The organism is uncultured Campylobacter sp. (genome assembly GCF_938017775.1).
Classification (GTDB): domain Bacteria; phylum Campylobacterota; class Campylobacteria; order Campylobacterales; family Campylobacteraceae; genus Campylobacter_B.
The window spans coordinates 42,946-60,791 of sequence record NZ_CALIIU010000038.1 but is presented as its reverse complement, the minus strand read 5'-3'; the positions used below and the strand labels follow the sequence as shown (position 1 = coordinate 60,791).

At 48.6% G+C, this 17,846-nt stretch carries 19 protein-coding genes; 4 read left to right on the top strand and 15 right to left on the bottom strand.

Going from position 1 to position 17,846, the window contains the following annotated elements:
• Positions 1 to 19: 19 nt before the first annotated feature.
• Positions 20 to 1,381: a TRAP transporter large permease subunit gene (locus Q0537_RS05825; protein WP_005871492.1), complete on the bottom strand. Its 1,362-nt coding sequence runs from the start codon at positions 1,379 to 1,381 to the stop codon at positions 20 to 22.
• A 93-nt stretch (positions 1,382 to 1,474) separates the two neighbouring features.
• Complete coding sequence (locus tag Q0537_RS05820; RefSeq protein WP_299225927.1) at positions 1,475 to 2,044, bottom strand: TRAP transporter small permease subunit; 570 nt, start codon at positions 2,042 to 2,044, stop codon at positions 1,475 to 1,477.
• Positions 2,045 to 2,140: 96 nt separating this feature from the next.
• Between Q0537_RS05820 and Q0537_RS05815 the strand changes: the two genes are divergently transcribed.
• Positions 2,141 to 2,752: a disulfide bond formation protein B gene (locus Q0537_RS05815; RefSeq protein ID WP_299225924.1), complete on the top strand. Its 612-nt coding sequence runs from the start codon at positions 2,141 to 2,143 to the stop codon at positions 2,750 to 2,752.
• A gap of 17 nt (positions 2,753 to 2,769) precedes the next feature.
• Here Q0537_RS05815 and Q0537_RS05810 read toward each other — a convergent pair whose 3' ends face one another.
• Entirely contained in the window at positions 2,770 to 3,153 is a 384-nt protein-coding gene (locus tag Q0537_RS05810; RefSeq protein ID WP_299225920.1) for a type II secretion system protein, read from the bottom strand.
• A gap of 63 nt (positions 3,154 to 3,216) precedes the next feature.
• The gene (locus Q0537_RS05805; RefSeq protein WP_299225917.1) at positions 3,217 to 3,990 is read right to left on the bottom strand and encodes a 3'(2'),5'-bisphosphate nucleotidase CysQ; all 774 of its coding nucleotides are present in this window, start codon (positions 3,988 to 3,990) and stop codon (positions 3,217 to 3,219) included.
• A 151-nt stretch (positions 3,991 to 4,141) separates the two neighbouring features.
• On the opposite strand from Q0537_RS05805, the gene Q0537_RS05800 reads away from it, so the two are divergent.
• Positions 4,142 to 4,828, top strand: coding sequence for a SapC family protein (locus Q0537_RS05800; RefSeq protein ID WP_299225915.1), 687 nt, complete (start codon positions 4,142 to 4,144; stop codon positions 4,826 to 4,828).
• A 392-nt stretch (positions 4,829 to 5,220) separates the two neighbouring features.
• Here Q0537_RS05800 and Q0537_RS05795 read toward each other — a convergent pair whose 3' ends face one another.
• The 8 genes from Q0537_RS05795 to Q0537_RS05760 form a co-directional block, all read right to left on the bottom strand.
• A complete protein-coding gene (locus tag Q0537_RS05795) occupies positions 5,221 to 5,634 on the bottom strand; it encodes a hypothetical protein (protein WP_299225913.1) in 414 nt (137 codons plus the stop codon).
• Positions 5,635 to 5,701: 67 nt separating this feature from the next.
• Positions 5,702 to 5,857, bottom strand: a complete 156-nt coding sequence (locus tag Q0537_RS05790) for a hypothetical protein (RefSeq protein ID WP_299225911.1) — start codon at positions 5,855 to 5,857, stop codon at positions 5,702 to 5,704.
• A gap of 60 nt (positions 5,858 to 5,917) precedes the next feature.
• Positions 5,918 to 6,112: a hypothetical protein gene (locus Q0537_RS05785; protein WP_299225908.1), complete on the bottom strand. Its 195-nt coding sequence runs from the start codon at positions 6,110 to 6,112 to the stop codon at positions 5,918 to 5,920.
• 96 nt (positions 6,113 to 6,208) lie between these two features.
• The gene (pepT, locus tag Q0537_RS05780) at positions 6,209 to 7,441 is read right to left on the bottom strand and encodes a peptidase T (RefSeq protein ID WP_299225905.1); all 1,233 of its coding nucleotides are present in this window, start codon (positions 7,439 to 7,441) and stop codon (positions 6,209 to 6,211) included.
• A gap of 12 nt (positions 7,442 to 7,453) precedes the next feature.
• Entirely contained in the window at positions 7,454 to 8,797 is a 1,344-nt protein-coding gene (gene dcuC / locus Q0537_RS05775; protein WP_299225902.1) for a C4-dicarboxylate transporter DcuC, read from the bottom strand.
• An 11-nt stretch (positions 8,798 to 8,808) separates the two neighbouring features.
• Positions 8,809 to 9,507 carry a dipeptidase PepE gene (gene pepE / locus Q0537_RS05770; protein ID WP_299225899.1) on the bottom strand — a complete coding sequence of 233 codons (699 nt, stop codon included), beginning with the start codon at positions 9,505 to 9,507 and terminating at the stop codon, positions 8,809 to 8,811.
• A 10-nt stretch (positions 9,508 to 9,517) separates the two neighbouring features.
• Complete coding sequence (locus Q0537_RS05765) at positions 9,518 to 10,834, bottom strand: amidohydrolase (RefSeq protein WP_299225896.1); 1,317 nt, start codon at positions 10,832 to 10,834, stop codon at positions 9,518 to 9,520.
• A gap of 10 nt (positions 10,835 to 10,844) precedes the next feature.
• Positions 10,845 to 12,083 (bottom strand): Zn-dependent hydrolase, encoded by a 1,239-nt coding sequence (locus Q0537_RS05760; protein ID WP_299225893.1) that lies wholly within the window; start codon positions 12,081 to 12,083, stop codon positions 10,845 to 10,847.
• 236 nt (positions 12,084 to 12,319) lie between these two features.
• Here Q0537_RS05760 and Q0537_RS05755 point away from each other — a divergent pair, with 236 nt between their 5' ends.
• Positions 12,320 to 13,330 (top strand): hypothetical protein, encoded by a 1,011-nt coding sequence (locus Q0537_RS05755; protein ID WP_299225890.1) that lies wholly within the window; start codon positions 12,320 to 12,322, stop codon positions 13,328 to 13,330.
• Positions 13,331 to 13,892: 562 nt separating this feature from the next.
• On the opposite strand, the gene Q0537_RS05750 is transcribed toward Q0537_RS05755, so the two are convergent.
• From Q0537_RS05750 to Q0537_RS05740, 3 genes are all read right to left on the bottom strand, one after another.
• Positions 13,893 to 15,230 (bottom strand): acetyl-CoA carboxylase biotin carboxylase subunit, encoded by a 1,338-nt coding sequence (locus tag Q0537_RS05750; protein WP_291938702.1) that lies wholly within the window; start codon positions 15,228 to 15,230, stop codon positions 13,893 to 13,895.
• The gene (gene accB / locus Q0537_RS05745; RefSeq protein ID WP_291938704.1) at positions 15,227 to 15,685 is read right to left on the bottom strand and encodes an acetyl-CoA carboxylase biotin carboxyl carrier protein; all 459 of its coding nucleotides are present in this window, start codon (positions 15,683 to 15,685) and stop codon (positions 15,227 to 15,229) included. The genes Q0537_RS05750 and accB overlap by 4 nt, the downstream gene beginning before the upstream one ends.
• Before the next feature lie 421 nt (positions 15,686 to 16,106).
• Positions 16,107 to 17,156: a type II asparaginase gene (locus Q0537_RS05740; RefSeq protein WP_299225887.1), complete on the bottom strand. Its 1,050-nt coding sequence runs from the start codon at positions 17,154 to 17,156 to the stop codon at positions 16,107 to 16,109.
• 123 nt (positions 17,157 to 17,279) lie between these two features.
• Between Q0537_RS05740 and dcd the strand changes: the two genes are divergently transcribed.
• Positions 17,280 to 17,843: a dCTP deaminase gene (gene dcd / locus Q0537_RS05735; protein WP_005871523.1), complete on the top strand. Its 564-nt coding sequence runs from the start codon at positions 17,280 to 17,282 to the stop codon at positions 17,841 to 17,843.
• Positions 17,844 to 17,846 lie beyond the last annotated feature (3 nt).

Here is a 17,846-nt window from a genome sequence, read left to right as displayed (position 1 = left end):
AGCGTGAATTTTAATATTTCTAGCCTAAAAAAGCTTTTAAACCAAAAACCCCCGGAAAGATTGCGAGTGTTAATAGCACTAGAATTTGCAATAAAATAAAAGGCAGTACGCCCTTGTAAATGTCCGTGGTGTGGATTTGCGGCGGCGTTACGCCCTTTAAGAAAAATATCGAAAATCCAAATGGCGGCGTCATAAACGATGTTTGTAAATTTACAGCGATTAAGATCGCAAACCAGACAGGATTGATATGCAAAGACTCTACTATCGGCAAAAGTATCGGCAAAATGATATATGAAATTTCTACATAATCGAGAAAAAATCCAAGCACTATGATAACTACCATCGTAAGCGCGATAAATCCCCATGCTTGACCGGGCAGATTTTCCATAAAATTTTTTACGACCTCATCTCCACCCGTGTAAGAAAAAATCATCGAAAATGCCGTGGCGCCCATCAAAATCATAAAAACCATGCCCGAAATTTTAGCGGTATTTTTTAGCGCGTCATAGATCAGCCTAAACGAAAACGTGCGGTACAAAACAGCTAGTGCTATCGCGCCCAAGCAACCTACCGACGAGCTCTCCGTAGGCGTAGCGATGCCCGCAAAAATAGATCCCAAGACTAGCAAAATCAGCACGAGCACCGGCACGACGTTTTTAAGCGCAATAAAAATTTGCTTTGATTTGCTAAGCCCCTCTAGCGGCGGAACAGGCGGCGCATAATCTTTGCAAATATATGAAATAATCGCAATATAAATCACGTAAAAACCCACTAGCACGAGCCCAGGAATAACTGCTGCAGAGAAAAGATCACCTACCGAAACAGAAAGTATATCGCCTAAAATAATCAGCACGATAGAAGGCGGGATAATCTGCCCAAGCGTGCCCGCAGCAGCGATAGTGCCGGTAGCTAAAGGCTTATCGTAGCCGTATTTCATCATCACGGGCAGGCTGATGACGCCCATAGCGATGACAGTCGCGCCCACGATGCCCGTCGTAGCCGCAAGTAACGCCCCCACCAAAACAGTGCTGATCGCCACGCCGCCTCGTACGCCGCCGAATAAAAATGCCATTGACTCTAATAAACGCTCCGCAAGGCGAGTCTTTTGCAAAATCATACCCATCAAAATAAAAAGCGGCACCGAAATTAGCAGCTGATTTTCCATAATCGAGTAAATTCTATTAGGCATCAGTGAAAAAAACTGTCTGCTCATATCCTCGAAAGCTTCGGTTAAAATTTCAAAGCCCTGCGCGTAATCCCACGCCTCACTAAGTCCGTAGATAAAGCCGAAAATCACAGCCACGGCGCCGAACGTAAACGCAACGGGAAAACCGAGTAACAGCATAAAAAGCGCTGCCGCAAACATCACTATGCCTATCATAGCTCGCCACCTTTTATCTTGCCGTGGCAAAATTCCGCCCAAGCGCGAAAAGCGTAAAATTTATAGAATTTTAAATTTAAGCTCATTCTGCCCTCACACACTCTGTGCGCCCGAAGAATTCCCACTAAGAAATTCCGAGCCTTTGTTTTCCCTAACATCAAGCAAGGCATTAATATTTTTAATCAAAAATCCAAATGCGTAGATAAATAAAAACGCATAGCTAAGCGTGATTGCGGACTTGATGATCCAAAGATGCTGCATACCGCCGGGATTGGCACTGGCCTCATGACTCGTATAAGCCTCGCTCACATAATCGATCGAAAAAAACGCCACGAGCGCTACGAAAGGCAAAATGAAAAATATCGTGCCTAAGATATTTATGAGCGCTTTTGCAGTGGGGCTAAAATTTTCGTAAAAAATATCCACGCGAACGTGTGCGTTTTCTTTAAGCGCATAGGTCACACCGAATAAAAACATCGCCGAATATAGCCACCATGTAAGTTCTTGCATAGCGACGGAATTTGCGGCTGGAAAAAGATAACGCGCCACAACATTGTAAAAAACGACTATAACTAAAAGCGCCAAAAATACGATACTCAATACGCCTAAAATATTTGCGAACGCATCAAAAGCTCTTTCTAGTCTGCGTAAAAAATCCCTCAAAATTTTACCCTCTGCTTGAAATTTTTGCTATGAAAGCTGGAATTTTAGCAAAAATATCTGCAATTTATTATAAAATTATGCGCGGAAAGGATTTTTATGATTTTAAAATTTCAAAACAGATACTCTAAAAGATTTCTCGCCTTTTGCGCTATTTGGGCGCTTTTTTGGCTAGCATTTTCATATTTTTTCTTGCAAAAATTCCTTTTTATCTATCCGGAAAGCTTTAGCATTCACGTGAGATTCGCACTTTGCGCCGTAGCGCTAGGAGCGGTGATTTTAGTGGTTTGCGGCAAGGACGTTTACGGCGCAATCTGTGGATATGCGGTGTGGTTTTACGGCGCGGCGCTGGGCTTCGTATCGTCATTAAATTTAGCTAAAATTCACACGGTACTGCGAGGGAGCGGAGATATGAGCGGGATGAGCGGCTGTGGTGGAGCGGTGAAATTTTTAAATTTTGATCTAAGCGTAGTGCCAATTTTTAAGCCATTTAACAGCTGCGCATTCGACGTACCGGCGGTGCCAACCGATACAATGCTAGACGGACTGCAAGCCAAACTAACGGCGCTTTATAGCGGAGGCTGGTATCTATTCCCGGCAAGTAAAAGCGTGGATCTGGCGCAATTTTGGAGTTTTATCTTTATATTTTTCGCGATTGTTTGGATGATTGGAATTTTGCTTGGATTTATAAATAAAAAGGTGCGATGTTAGCTCGCACCCGATAAGAATTATTGGACGATTAGTAACGCATCTGAGCTATAAATACTATTTATAGTTTTTAGGCTCGATACTTTCCATACTGCTTCGCACAACCCACCATAGCTCTTTTTTAATGTCATTTGAGTATTGCTGTTGTACTCGTAAGTAGCACAGACATTTTGCCTAATTTTAATAGGATTGGTTACGTTTGTCATACTTGAAAAATTGCTATTATACTCACCTTTTGCCATATAATAACCCATAACATCCGTTAGCGACGTAGATATATTCTGCGCCGTCCTCACCACCTCTGCATCATCGCGCGTAGCTGCTAGTTTTGGAATGGCAATTGCCGCCAAAACACCTAAAATCACGATCACGAAAATTAATTCGATCATAGTAAAGCCCTTCATGTTTTTATCCTTTGATAAAAAATTTTTGGATTTATATTATAGAGCGTTTACTATAAATTTAACTTAAAAGTTCTTTGCGAATTCTAACATTTCAGATAAATTTTTCATCGCATTCGCGCCGACCGCCAAATAATGGTTATTTATCAGGCTTTTTCCGTTATAAAGAGGCGCCTCCATCGTCTTTAGATCTACCACCACTCCGCCGCTTTGATGCAGCAAAAAATCCCCAGCGGCGATGTCCCAGAGCGAACAGTCGCTAAATCTCGCATACGCGCTGGCGCCCCCCTCGGCTAAAATACAAAATTTTATCGCAGAGCCTTTGCACATTAGTTGCATTCCAAATTTCTGCGCAAATTGCACGTATTTTGCGGATCTGCTATAGTGCCCTTGCATGAAGATTTGCGGCGCGCTAGTGGGGCGAGCGAGCAGTACGCCGTTTTTATAAACTCCGCCGCCATTTGAGCTATATATATCGCCGCTTATTGGTATGCTGATCACTGCTAAAATTGGGCGCCCACGCTCGATCAACGCGATGCAGACGCAAAACTCGCCGTTGCGCGCGATAAACTCCTTCGTGCCGTCCAGCGGATCTATCAGCCAAAATCTCTCCTCGCTCATGCGCCGCTTGCTATCCAGCACGCACTCTTCCGAGCAGATCGCGATACCGCTAGGCTCCAGGGTGCTCATTATTACATCGTTTGCCGCAAGATCGGCATTCGTAAGCGGCGATCTGTCCGCTTTGACAAAGATATCGAATTTGTCGTAATTTTGCATTATCGCATCGTTTGCCTTTTTTGCGGCGTCCTCAGCAAGCGCCAAAAGCTCATCCAAGCCCACTTTTGCTCCTTAAATTTAACGGTGATTCTATCAAATTTAAAATTCTAAACGTCTAAATTTACGCAAATAAAAAAACAGGCAAAATTTCAAAACCCTTTAGAATTTTAATATTCTTTTTTATATAATTGCTAAAATTTTTTAAAGGATCAACATGACCCCAGTCGTATTAGATAGCGTTAAACACGCGGATTTACAGTATCACGCGGATGCATTCCCTACCGCGCCTTTCGTGCCGGTGATCGCGCCGGAGATTCCGTTTTGTGCGGACAACCTCGTTATCGTATTTACCATCGAAAAAGAGCCCAAAATAGTGGCGCTGCTAGGGCGCACCAAAAACATCCTAATCGATAAGGATTATAAAGGAACGGTGCCTTCCTCGGTGCAGAATTATCCATTTTTCCTAGCCCAGATCGGCGAGCAGACGGCGATCTGCTTCGACAAAGACGCGCAGCAGATCAAAGGCGACGGCGAGGCGCTTTTTAAAGACGGCAAGCCGACGCCGTTTTTACAAAATTTAAAAGAGGTGATGAAAAACTACGCCGATTTAGATATGCGCACGCGCGTTGCGGCGGCGGAATTTCAAAAGGCGGGGATTTTAGAGGCCAAGGAGCTCGGCATCAACTCTAGCGGCAAGGAATCGTCCCTGTTAAACGGCTTTTCGGTCGTAAATCGCGAAAAGCTTTTGAAGTTAAGCGATAAAAAGCTTGCGGATTTTGCGCGCCGCGGATATCTGGAGCTAGTGTATTTCCACTTAAAAAGCCTTGCAAATTTTCAGCGCCTGGGCGATAAGATCATGCAGCTTGACCCACCGACCGCGCAGAAAGAAGCGAAAAAATAGACCATTTTAGCCTCCTAAGTAGCTCATAATTTTTAGAATTTAATGTCGCAGATTTATAAAACTTGTAAAACTTACGATTGTTTCGGGGTTTGAAGTTGCCATAACCGCATGTGAGCTTGAAGCACTAGGAGGCTTTATTCGCGGCTAAACTAAATACACCGCAAATTTAGTTCTAAAATTTTAGCATAGGGTTTTATAACAAAATTTTGCAACAACACAGTATGCAAGATTCCACGCTTAAAATTTCAAGCGAGAAATTTTACTATAAAATTCTATTAAATTTAAAATTTAATTTAAGTAGATCAATTTATAAAATTTTATCCACACTGCCTAAAACTTTAGTTTTAAATTTAGCCCAAGCTCCACCTTTGCACTAAAATTCCATCCGCGATTTATAGAAATTCCCGCGGCTCGTAGATTTGCACGCCGCGGGCGCCGCCGCGAGCCGCATTTATCATCGCGCGGGCGATACTTGCGCCGCTAAGCGGTCTAAATTTACCAAGCACGCAGGCGGGCAGCAGTTTAAAAATCGCCGCAGCGATCTGCTCTATTGGGCGAGTGTCGAATCTCTCGCCGAGGATTAGCGGCGGATGAGCGATCTGGAGGTACTCAAAGTCAAGCTCGCTCACGCATCGCTCGATCTGCCCTTTGGCACGCAGATAAAAGCTTAGCGAGCTCTCTTTCGCACCCAGAGATGATACGAGAACAAAGCGCCGCACGCCCGCTGCTTTGCCCCACTTCGCCGCCGCATAGACGTAGTCCACATCCACGCGCAAAAACGCCTCGCGCGAACCCGCCTGCTTCATCGTCATGCCAAGCGCGCAAAAAATTTCGTCAAATTTATGCGGTGCGATATCCGAGATACCCTCAAAATCAAATGATCCGCACGTGAAACTTAGGGTGGCAAAAGCCTATCTCGCGGCGCGCCCATGCCTCTACCTCATCGTAACCGGGACTCTCACAAAGCTCGCGTACCAGCTCTCTGCCAACGACGCCCGTAGCGCCCAGCACCAAAGCCGTTTTTCCCATTTTTGCTCCTTAGTCTTTAAATTTATATTCCCTAAAAGATGCGGATGATTTTACCCGCTTTCATCTTAAATTTACGCGTTTGCCCGCGTAGTCAAATCGCGGGGCTTGTAAGCTAAACTCAAAGCTGTTTCGATCCACCGCACCCACGCACGCGTCGCTATCGTAAAGCGCGAGCAGAAATTCCGCCATCTCCTCGCTTGAATGATAGCGCTTAAAAGCCGCGTCGTAGTCGTAGCCCGCGTCATCCGTCGCCACAGAGCCAAAAATTATGTCCTGCAGGGTAAAATTTCGCGGCGGAATGAACGAGCTAAATTAAAATCAAATCTGCGCGCGGAGTAGAAAGCGCCCTAGCTAGGCTCGCGCCGCCGCCAGCGTTATAATCCGCTTAACCACCTCGCTCGCCGCTTTTAAAGAGCCTACGGGCAGATACTCGTAGATCGAGTGGAAATTGTGCCCGCCGGTGAAGAGGTTCGGGCACGGCAGCCCCTTTGCGGAGATGACGGCGCCGTCGTAGCCGCCTCGCATAGGCTTGATCTTGGGCTCGATGTTTAGGCTTTTAAAAGCTTGCTTCGCAAACCGAATTGCCGGTGCATCGTCGTTTTTCAAAAAGTTATAGACGTTTTTGTAGCGGTCGTTTAGCGAAATTTCGATCCGATCGCCCCAGATCGCGCGAAGCGCGTCCGCAGTTTTTTGCAAAAAATCCATACGCTGCTCGTATCTTTTCTCGTCAAATTCCCTCACGTCGATCTTTAGGACGGTCTTTGCGCTGTTGCCGCTAAGCTCCTTGACCCAAAAATAGCCCTCCTTGCCCTCTGTGTATTCGGGCGCCTCGCCCGCAGGCAGCAGCGAGATAAACTTATGCGCCAAAAGCAAGGAATTTACGAGCTTGCCCTTGGCGTTCATCGGATGAGCGGACTGGCCTTTAAAGGTAACGACGCAATCGCCCGCGTTCCAATTCTCGTAGATAAACTCGCCGATGCCACAGCAATCAAGGCAGTAGCCAAAATCCGCGCCTACCTCGCTTACGTCCAGCGCCTTTGCGCCCCGCAAGCCTTGCTCCTCGTCCGGCACGAAGCAAGCGATTATCTCGCCGTGCTTGATCTGCGGATTTTGGACGAAAAATTCTAGCGCATTTACGATCGCGGCGATCGCTGCCTTGTCGTCGGCGCCCAGCAAGCTAGTGCCGTCCGTTACGATGATCTCGTCTCCTTTGTAACCCTGCAGCTCCTCATTTTCGCTCTCTTTAAGATAAATCTCTAGCTCTTTATTCAGGCAGATATCGCCGCCTTCGTATCTTACGATCTGCGCTTTGGTGTCGCCGCTCTGCTCGGCGCTGGTATCAAGGTGGGCGAAAAACGCTATGCTCGCAGCGGGCGCGTCTAAATTTGAGGGAATTTTAGCGATCAAAATCGACTTCTCGCTAAGGCTGATATTTTTTATGCCCAGAGCTTCGAGCTCGTTTTTTATGAAACCCGCCAGCTCGAGCTCCTTGGGGTTTGAGGGCATTATGCCCGCAGCGCCCGCGGCTCTATTCGTGGTGGTGTTAATTTTGGTGTAGTTTAAAAACCTCTGCACGATATCCATGATAAGCTCCTTTTACAAAATGAAAAATGCGATGACGCAGACGGATAGAAACATCCCTAGAGCCGTTCTTTTAGCGATCTGAATAGGACTTACCATTGCAAGTCCCGCGCAAACGATACAAGCGCCCGCAATCGGCGATGCGCTCCTGCCTAGCGCGCCGCTTATCGCAACCGCCATACCGAGCTTATCTTGCTCAAAACCCAGCGCGTCGGCGTGCACGGTCACGGCGGTGTTAAACGCCATCGACGCCGCGTCTCCCGAGCCCGTTACGACGCCCATAAAAAACGGCACGAAGGTTCCGCCGAATTTTACGTAGCCCTGCTCGTTCTTAAGCCACTCGATTACGAAATCGATCGCGCCGCACGCGCTAAGCCCCGCGACGAAGACGCCCGCAGCGATGATGATACCTATGATCTCGGCATACGCGCTACCCATGCCTTTGAAAAATTCCTTCGTAATTTTTTGAGGATCGGTTAGAGTAACGGCGATGGTGAGGATAGCGCCCAGCAGCATCGCTTCGGCAACGCCCATCTTCGTCCATTTTAGGAAAGAGACCTGATTTAGACTCGTGCCGCCGATTACCAAGATCACTAGCGGCACTAACGGCATAAGCGCGTATAAGACGTTTATCTTTTGAGGCTGCGCGTCTAAATTTGAACCGTCGGCGGAATTTGACGCAACGGAATTTACGCCGCCCTCCTTTTGTGCGAGATAATTCACCCCCTTGGTGTAGTCTTTGCAAACTATCGCCGTTATACTCATTACGATCAAAACCACGATCAAAGCGGTAATCGCGCTGGAAAACTGCACGGCGATGACGTCTTGAACCGTGTAAGATGGGTTGTGCGCCTTTACCATATCGGCTACAAATACGTTGTGCGCCGAGCCCGGGCTTAAAACGCTACCGAAAGTGCCCGCAAATACCGCAGCTCCCGCCATTTCTGGCTTAACGCCTGCAGCCATCATCACGGGAATCAGCGTAGCGCCGACCGCAGCCGAGCAGCCCGCAGCGGAAGGGATAGCGATATTGATAAAATATGTAAGCGCCACGACGATAGGTATCAATAAAAATCCGATATTTCCAAGAGGCCTGGTGAGTAAATTTACAAGAGCGCGGTCGCATTCGGTAAATTTCATCACGAAGGCAAAACCCATACTGGCGCAGATCGCCTTAATGAGCCCCGCCTTAGTCATATACGAGGTAAAGGCATTTAGCCCGTCCAGCGGCTTTAGACAAAGCACGCACAGCACCAAACCCACGCCGATAAGCACGGTTTTAGTATCCTTCTTCATAATCAGTAAAGCGACGACTGCGACGATACCCGCAAGCGCCAAAAATAGCCTAAACGTCTGCACGATAACTCCTTTTAAATTTTAAATTTACTTCCCACGGCGATGCGCGAGATCTCTTTTTTATACTCGAATTTCAGCACGTCCGCATACCCCATCACCTCGCACTCGTTTCCGTTTATCAAAAACGCGCTACCCTCGGGCATAGCATAGACGCTGTCATTTTGATTGACGATCAAAAACTCCTCCAGTCGCTCCTCTCTACTCTCGCCGTTGTGGTTTGAAATTTTACCGCTTATGAAGTGCGGATTGATCTGGTGCGGAAAGATCCCCAGAGCTACCGGCGAGGGCGGGAAGACGATCGGCATGTCGTTGGTAGTCATCATCGTCTTGCCCGCGACGTTTGCGCCCGCAGACCAGCCGAAATACGGCGTACCGCCGTCCACGACGTCTTTGATCGCACCCAAAAGATCAAATTTATAAAGCTCATTTAGCAGCACGAAGGTATTGCCGCCGCCGATGCAGATCGATTTGGCATTTTTAACGGCGGCTTTCATATCGGCAAAGCGATGGATCGATCTGATATTGTTGCTCCCCAAACAGTCCGCGACTTTCTGCTCGTATTGATCGTTCGTGCGCCTAACGCCTGCAAACGGAATGAATAAAATTTCATCCTCCCAAAGACCCCCTAAAAATTCCTTGATCCACCCCTTGCAGTGGTTTAGATAGCCGCTGTCTTTGTAACTGGAAGCGCTTAGAAGTAGTGCTCTTTTCATACCGCTCTCCTTAAATTTTACCGTTTAGCTTATACGCGCAGCGCAGATAAACGTCCACTCCCGCAAGCAGCGAGTCCTCGTCGAAGTCAAATTTGCCATTGTGATGCCCCGCCGCAAGCGTCGTGCCGATCATCAGATATCCGCTCTTGCCGCCCGCGTCCTGCACCGAGCGCATAAAATGCGCGAAATCCTCGCATGCACCGAAGCTTAGCTCCCTTACGATTTTATCGTCGTCGATAAACGGCGATGCCTTCGCGGCCTCCTCGTAAAGCTGCGTGGTGGCCTCGTCGCTATCGCCGCCTGCGGTACCGCCCGTAACCTGCACGTCGTAGCTGACGCCGTAAATTTTAGAAACGCCCTCCACTATGTCCATGCATTTAGCCTTCATAAACTCATTCAGCTCCGTGCTCTCGCCGCGAGTCTCGCACGCAAGATAGCCGTTGGGCGCGATGACGTTGCGCCCTTCGCCCGCGCGCAGCACTCCGACGTTGATACGCGTGACGCCGTCTGCGTGCCTGGTTATGCCGTGCATATCAAGCGCCATCTCGGCTGCGGCGAGCAGAGCATTGGCTCCATTTTGCGGCGCGCCAGCGGCGTGAGCGGACTTGCCTTTTAAATTTATGTCAAATTTAGTGGTCGCAAGCAGCTTTTTGGTACCGCAGATGATGCCTCTCATGGTGTTTGCCTGAAAGCCGATATGACCGCCAAGCAGATAATCCACGCCCTTGGTGACGCCCGCAGCTTCCATACCTACGGCGCCTCTGGTGCCCTCCTCGGCGGTTTGAAAGATAAATCTAAATTTACCGCTAAAATCGTCCAAGTTTTGCGCGATCAGCTTCGCTAGGGCAAGCCCCATCGTGATATGCCCGTCGTGCCCGCACGCGTGCGTGATGCCGCTAATGTCGGAGCGAAAGCCCTCCTTAAAAGGGCGGTGATCCGCGTCCATGCTCTCGGTCACATCCACGCCGTCTATGTCAAATCTAAAAGCGACCGTCTTGCCCGCGCGCCCCGTGTTTATTTCGGCTACGAGACCCGTTAGCCCGTCTTCCATCGCATCAAGAAATTTTATCTGATCTGCATTTAGCAGCTCTTTGGCGCGCTGCTTCGCCTTCTCGCAGGCATCCTTGCTACCTACGCCCTGCCTCGCCTCAGCCTTTACCACCTCGCGACCGAGCTTTATCTCATAGCCCAGGCGCTGCATACGATCTGCGATAACGGCGGTCGTAAAAAAGGTAAACCAGCCCGTCTCGGGATGCGAGTGAAAAAACCTGCGATCCCCGATCATCTCGCCTTTGAGCGCCTCTACTTTTTGTGCGATAGCATCCATCTTTTCTCCTTTATTTTTTAGCTAAGCTTAACATCGCCGCAGCTAAAACCTTCGTAGCGGCAAAGGCGTCGTGCCAGTTTATACTTTCATTTACGTTGTGGCTGATGCCGTCCTTGCACGGCACGAAAAGCATCCCCACGCGATCCGCAAGCTCCGTCATATTCATCGCATCGTGTCCCGCACCGCTAGGAAGCCTTAGGCTTGGAATTTTAAGCTCGCCGGCACAGCTTCCAAGCAGATCTATCATCTCCTCACTTAGCTTTACGGGGCGATCCTTGATGAGATTTTTTAGTTCAAATTTGCACCCTCGGCGAGCGCAAATTTCATCTATCGCCGCACAAATTTTATCATCCGCCGCCCTGAGCGCATCCTCGTCTATATCGCGTATATCAAGACCTAGCGTGCAGGAGCCGGGGATCACGTTTAGCACGCCGGGTAGCGCGTTTGCATAGCCCGTCGTCGCTACCGTGGTTTTGCCCATCTTTGCGATCCTCTCCGCGCTTAAAACGATCTCGCTCGCGCAAGCTAGGGCGTCGCAGCGCATATCCATCGGCGTAGCGCCGCTGTGATCGGCTCTACCCTCGATCCGTAGTTCGTATCGCACGGGTGCGGCGATACCCGTGACGATGCCTACGGGGATGCCGCGTCGCTGCAATACCGGCCCCTGCTCGATATGAAGCTCGATATAGCTATGAAAGCTGGATTTTGGCAGGATGCAGCTTTTTAAATTTGCGGGATTTAGCCCGAAATCCTGCATGGCGTCAAATAGCGAAATTCCGTCCGGATCCTTTAGCTCGCCCAGCCGCTGCCGAGAGAGCTTGCCGCTGATTATCTTGCTGCCTACGGTCGCCATTTTAAAGCGGCTCGATTCCTCGCAAACAAAGACGATGAGTTCCAGCGGTCGCGCAAGCTCCTCGCCGCTATCTCGCACCGTGCGGATCGCCTCCAAAGCGGCCATGACGCCCAACGTGCCGTCGTAAAAGCCGCCCTGCGGTACGCTATCGATATGCGAGCCAGCACTTACGGACGGTAGATCGGGATTTTGAACGCCTTCAAATTTAGCGAAAATATTGCCCGCATCGTCGATTTTGATCTTGAAATTTTCTTTTTGAAATAGCGATATGAGGAAATCGCGCGCCTCTTTATCCTCGCGCGAAAATGCAAGCCGCGTAAGCCCGCCGCCCGCCAAAGCCCCGAAGCGGCTTATCTGTTCGAACTCGCTTTTAAAGCGCTGCATGTTTATGTCCATAAATCCCCTTTTTTAAAAAATTTATGAATACGGCATTTTAATATTAAATTTATATAACAAAGCTGAAATTTACCTATCGCGGCGGCAAATAGGGCGCCAAAACGGCACGCGAACAGAACTGTTTTAAAAATAGCGCTTAAATTTCATTTTGCCTTTTGGGCTTTAAAATCGCAACGAGCCTGCTTAACTTCAGACTAAACGGATATAATTACCGCAAAATTTAACGAGGAGCAAGGATGGAACAGGGCTCGCTAGAGGGGCTTTATGAAAAGCTAAGGCAATTTGATAGGCTGGCGGATAAGGAGGAGTGTCTGTTTGATGCGATAAAGGGCGCCATCAAGGCGGAAAATTTTGACTTTGCCGCGCAAATTTGCGACTTTGTGCTAAACGAGGAATTTGAAAAATTCGGCGCGGTTTTAAGAACGAGGGCGCTAATGTGGCTCACGGGCTACATCGCGCAAAATTTAAAAGAAAGCGAATACCCGAATTTTGGCGACTTTGAAAGCTGCCTGTGGAAATTTAAATGGATTGTCTCGGGCGTCGCCAAAAGCTCCGTGATCGAAAAAGAGCTCATAGATGAGGTGAACGAGGCGATGCTGTTTTACTACGAGCGCTTGGAGCTCTCGCCGGCCTCATACTACAAGGCTTTGATGAACCAAAACATCGATATGGGCGACGCTAGAGAGGCAAGGTCCAACTACGAGCTGTGGAAAAAGCTCGCCAAAGACGATATGGGTGATTGCGAGGCGTGCGAAGCAAGCGATGAGATCGCGTATTTAAATTTTGCCGGCGAGCACGAAGCGGCGCTGGGTCTTGCCGAGCCGATACTCTCGGGCGAGCTAACCTGCGGCGAAGTGCCTCACACGACCTACACGCCGATGCTTTTTAGCATGATTAAAACAGGCAAGATAGAAGAGGCAAAAGCCCTTTTACCAAAGGCTGCGGCGACGATCGAGTCAAATCCTAGCGTCATAAATCAGATCGCGCCGCTAATCGAGATCGCCGTTAGGCTAGATGAGCGCGAGACGGCGCTAAACTTAGCGCGCAAGCACTCTGCGGCAATCCTTGAGGGCAACGACGATCTAAACGACCTGCGATTTTTCATCGCAGTTAGCGCATTCGGTGATGAGGGCGACTACAAAACGGCTTTGGAACTGGCGGGTAAATTTGACGCTAGAAATCAAAACTTCTACTACGCCGATTATCTGAATAAATTTTACGAGGAATTTTCAGGGCTTGAAATTTGACGGCTTAAAGACCTAGCGTGCTTTGTCCGCAAAGAAGAACACTATTCTCAAGCGCATACAGCGAGATAGTTTAAAATTTGCGGCTCGATACTACTTCGCTCTCGCAACAGCGAGCGCGATAAAATTTACGCCGAACGGGTGCAGCGGCTCGTGCGGTAAATTTTATGCCGCTTACTCGCGCACGTCGGCAGCCCATTGCCGAAATGATGATAGAGTGCATGCATGGCATTAAATTTTAACTAGATCGGTGCAGACGAAAACAAGTATTTGCGGTAGCCAAGACACGTATTCTAAATTTCAACCGCCGCAGAATGCAAAATTTAACCAAGCCCGCCGTCAATCTCATCGTAAAATACATAAGCGGCACAATGGCGTATCTCGCGCATCGTCACCAAGATTTAGCGGTAAATTTAATAGCAAAATTTTAAGCGTGGCGCGACGAAATTTTAAAACAAAATTTCAAGTAGATTTTTAAATGCAAAATTTCAAACGGAATCTTAAATTTAGAATTTCAAATAAATTTTAAAATTCCAAGAGAATTTCATCCCTTGGAATTTTAAATTCAGTGCTTGGCTAGGTAATTTGTATCGTAGTTATTATCCACGAAATCGGGGTTGTTCATCATCCTAAGATGAAAATCGCGCGTCGATTTTATGCCGCCGATGATGAGCTCATCTAGCGCAACCTTCATTTTTGCGATCGCACGCGCGCGGTCCTTGTCGTAAACGATGAGCTTGCCGATCATGCTGTCGTAGTAAGGCGGCACCGAGTAACCCTCATAGACGTGGCTGTCCATACGCACGTTTCTGCCGCCTGGAGCGACGTATTTTGTGATTTTGCCCGGGTTTGGCATAAAGCTTTTGGAGTCCTCGGCGGTGATGCGGCACTCAAGCGCGTGTCCGCTAAATTTTATCTCGCTTTGAGGTAGCAGCTTCTCGCCCTGCGCGATGCGGATCATCCACTCGATCAGATCGAGCCCGCTTCGCATCTCACTTACGGTGTGTTCGACCTGCAAGCGGGTATTCATCTCGATGAAATAGAATTTTTTATCCTTGCTATCGTATAAAAACTCAAACGTTCCCGCGCTTGCGTATCCGATCGCCTTAGCGGCGCGAACCGCCGTTTCGTGCAGGCTCTTTCGTGTCGGCTCGTCCAAGATCACGGCTGGGCTCTCTTCGATCAGCTTTTGGTGGCGGCGCTGCATTGAGCAGTCGCGCTCGCCGATATGCACGACGTGTCCGTGCTCGTCGCCCAAGACCTGAACCTCGATGTGGCGCGGGTTTGTGATATATTTTTCCATATACATCGTGCCGTCGCCGAATGCACTCATCGCTTCGCTCTCTGCCGACCAAAAGAGCTTTTCGATATCCTCTTCGCGCTCGACCACGCGCATTCCGCGCCCGCCGCCGCCGGCTGCGGCTTTAATGATGACCGGATAGCCGATTTCGGCGGCTAGCTTGCGTGCCTCTTCGACACTTGCAATCGCGCCGTCGCTGCCAGGCACTACGGGGATGCCCGCGCGCATCATCACTTGCTTAGCCTTGCTCTTATCGCTCATTAAAGTCATTGCCTCGACGCTCGGGCCGATAAATTTAATGCCGTGCTTAGCGCAAATTTCTACGAAATTTTGACTTTCGCTCAAAAAGCCGTATCCCGGAAATATCGCGTCAGCTTCGGTTAGCTCGCAGGCTGTGATGATCGCGGGGATATTTAGGTAACTATCGCTACTGCGCGGTCCGCCTATACAGACCGATGCGTCGGCGTATTTGACGTAAAGCGCGTCTTGATCGGCGGTGGAGTGCACGACAATGGCTTGCTTGCCCATCTCTTGGATCGTGCGAAGCGCTCTAAGCGCTATCTCGCCGCGATTTGCGATTAGAATTTTTTTAAGCTCCCTCATAGCTTCTCGACCTCAAACAGCGCCATAGCGTACTCGACGGGCTGTCCATCTTCGACGAGAGCTTTTTTTATGCGGCAGTCGAATTCCGCCTCAATCTCGTTCATAATCTTCATCGCTTCTATTATGCCGATTGTATCGCCCTTATGCACGACCTGGCCCACGCTTACGAACTCTGCCGCACCGGGACTTGGCGCTTTATAAAAAGTACCTACCATCGGGCTGTCGATCGTATCCATCGCGCCTTTTGAGGCGGGCTTATCGCCCACGAGCACATTTACCGCAGGCGCAGCAAGCTGCGGGGCAGGTGCCGGTGCGGCGAGCTGAGGCGTGCTCCCACCGCATGGGCCATATTTTTTTATCTCGATTTCAAAATCTTTATCTTTAATTTTTAGCTCGTTAATGCCCTGCTTTTCGCCGAAAAAATCCATTAACTCTTTGATTTCTGCTTTTGTCATAAATTTCTCCTGAAAAAATTTGCGAAATTTTAGCTAAATTTTTATAATTGTTTCTTTAAATGGATTTTTGAGGGACTTTTAAGAAGTGCAAAGCGAAATTTACGACAGAATTTGCGGACTGATTTTAAGGATTTACGGAGCGAGATTTGCCTCGTTCATTTTAAGCTCGAACTTCGCAAGCGAGACACGGAATTTTGCAGCAAGAGCGCGAAATGATTTTGAATTCTTTAAAATTTAGCACTTAATTTTACGATCGAAATTCTACGCCCAAGCCCCGAGCGCGAAAATTCCGCGCTTTGCTTTAAAATTCCACCTTCGGGCTCGTATCAAAATCCTGCGTCTTGCTTTTCTTTAAAATTTCGCGCCGAAATTTTGTTTTATAACCCCGCGCCGAAATCCTATCCGAGCGAAGTCCTGTGCGTTAATGTGTCGCAAAAAAGCTCTGAATTTTCGCTTTATCGCTCGTTTTGCTAAGAGCCAGCATCAGCAGCACGCGCGCCTTTTGCAGATTTAGATTATCTGCGGTTAGAAAGCCGAGCTTAGCGTCGTCCACCTCTGAGCTAACGCTAGTCGAGCCGCTGCCCGTGCGACTTGAGCGCACGACGATCACGCCTGCTTCGCTAGCTTTTGCAAGCGCAGCCTGCAAATCCGGATATAAATTTCCATTGCCTACGCCCGCTACGATAATGCCCTTAGCGCCCTTTTGCACCGCTGCATCGACCAAATCGCCGCTATCTTGCGCGTGTCCATAGATGATATCGACGCGCGGCAAGGATTTGAAATCCTTGATATTAAACTCGCTTGCGACGGTGTGTTTGCGAAGCGGCGCCATATAGAAATTTACGGCGCCATAATTTACGGTGCCGATCTTGCCGGAATTCGGGGAAGCGAAAGTAGCAACATTGGTGGTATTTGTTTTCGTAACCTCGCGCGCAGCATGAATCTCGTCGTTCATCACCACAAGAGCGCCCTTTTCGCGAGCGTTTTTATCTGCCGCGACGGCAACGGCGTTGTATAGATTAAGCGGTCCATCAGCACTCATCGAGTCTGCGTTTCGCATCGCGCCCACCAAAACGATCGGTTTTTTAGATTTTATGACCAGGCTTAAAAAATACGCCGTCTCCTCCATCGTATCGGTTCCATGCACGATGACGACGCCGTCTACGTCGTTTTTAGTAAGCAGTTCGCTTACGCGGTTTGCGAGCTTGAGCCAAATTTCATCATTCATATCCTGCGAGCCGATATTTGAAATTTGCTCGCTTTTAATCGTAGCTAAATCCCCTAGCTGCGGCACTGCCGATAAGATATCTTCTACGCCCTTTGAGCCTGCGGTATAGTTGCCCTCCGTGGCGCTTGCGCTGCTTCCCGCGATAGTGCCGCCGGTAGCTAAAATATAAATATTTGGCTTCGCAGCAGCCAAAGATGACGCGATAAAAAACGTAATAAACGCAAATTTCTTGAATAGCCCCATAGTTGCTCCTTAAAAAGTGATAAAATTTTTATAATTTAAGCAAAATTCTAGCATAAAATTTTTATTATATTTTATTTTGCTGCTATAATGCGCGAAAAATTTTGATTATTTTAAGGAAATTTTATGGGACTGAAAAGCGATAAATGGATCAGACAGATGTCGCAGCAGCACGATATGATAGCACCCTTTTGCGAGGAGAATATCGGCCGCGGCGTCGTTAGCTACGGACTTTCGAGCTACGGGTACGACATACGCGTAGCGCGCGAATTTAAAATTTTTACAAACGTCGGCGGAACGGTCGTCGATCCTAAAAATTTCGACGCAAAAAACGTCGTGGACTTTGAGGGCGACGTCTGCATCGTGCCGCCGAATTCCTTCGCTCTAGCGCGCACTATCGAATACTTCAAAATGCCGCGCGACGTGCTTGCGATCTGCCTGGGCAAAAGCACCTACGCGCGCTGCGGCATCATCGTAAACGTAACGCCGTTTGAGCCGGGCTTTGAAGGGCACATCACGATTGAAATTTCCAACACCACACCGCTGCCTGCAAAAATTTACGCGAACGAAGGCATCGCGCAGGTTTTGTTTCTGCAAGGAGACGAACCGTGCGAGGTGAGCTACTGCGACAAAAAGGGCAAATACCAAAGCCAAAAGGGCATCACGCTGCCTAGAATTCTAAAGGATTAAACA

Bases quoted from the DNA above. Each gene is read 5' to 3' on its own strand.
- Q0537_RS05825 (WP_005871492.1), bottom strand. From the start codon at position 1,381: ATGATAGGCATAGTGATGTTTGCGGCAGCGCTTTTTATGCTGTTACTC.
- Q0537_RS05815 (WP_299225924.1), top strand. From the start codon at position 2,141: ATGATTTTAAAATTTCAAAACAGATACTCTAAAAGATTTCTCGCCTTT.
- Q0537_RS05810 (WP_299225920.1), bottom strand. From the start codon at position 3,153: ATGAAGGGCTTTACTATGATCGAATTAATTTTCGTGATCGTGATTTTA.
- Q0537_RS05800 (WP_299225915.1), top strand. From the start codon at position 4,142: ATGACCCCAGTCGTATTAGATAGCGTTAAACACGCGGATTTACAGTAT.
- Q0537_RS05795 (WP_299225913.1), bottom strand. From the start codon at position 5,634: ATGAAGCAGGCGGGTTCGCGCGAGGCGTTTTTGCGCGTGGATGTGGAC.
- Q0537_RS05790 (WP_299225911.1), bottom strand. From the start codon at position 5,857: ATGGGAAAAACGGCTTTGGTGCTGGGCGCTACGGGCGTCGTTGGCAGA.
- pepT (WP_299225905.1), bottom strand. From the start codon at position 7,441: ATGGATATCGTGCAGAGGTTTTTAAACTACACCAAAATTAACACCACC.
- pepE (WP_299225899.1), bottom strand. From the start codon at position 9,507: ATGAAAAGAGCACTACTTCTAAGCGCTTCCAGTTACAAAGACAGCGGC.
- Q0537_RS05765 (WP_299225896.1), bottom strand. From the start codon at position 10,834: ATGGATGCTATCGCACAAAAAGTAGAGGCGCTCAAAGGCGAGATGATC.
- Q0537_RS05760 (WP_299225893.1), bottom strand. From the start codon at position 12,083: ATGGACATAAACATGCAGCGCTTTAAAAGCGAGTTCGAACAGATAAGC.
- Q0537_RS05755 (WP_299225890.1), top strand. From the start codon at position 12,320: ATGGAACAGGGCTCGCTAGAGGGGCTTTATGAAAAGCTAAGGCAATTT.
- Q0537_RS05750 (WP_291938702.1), bottom strand. From the start codon at position 15,230: ATGAGGGAGCTTAAAAAAATTCTAATCGCAAATCGCGGCGAGATAGCG.
- accB (WP_291938704.1), bottom strand. From the start codon at position 15,685: ATGACAAAAGCAGAAATCAAAGAGTTAATGGATTTTTTCGGCGAAAAG.
- Q0537_RS05740 (WP_299225887.1), bottom strand. From the start codon at position 17,156: ATGGGGCTATTCAAGAAATTTGCGTTTATTACGTTTTTTATCGCGTCA.
- dcd (WP_005871523.1), top strand. From the start codon at position 17,280: ATGGGACTGAAAAGCGATAAATGGATCAGACAGATGTCGCAGCAGCAC.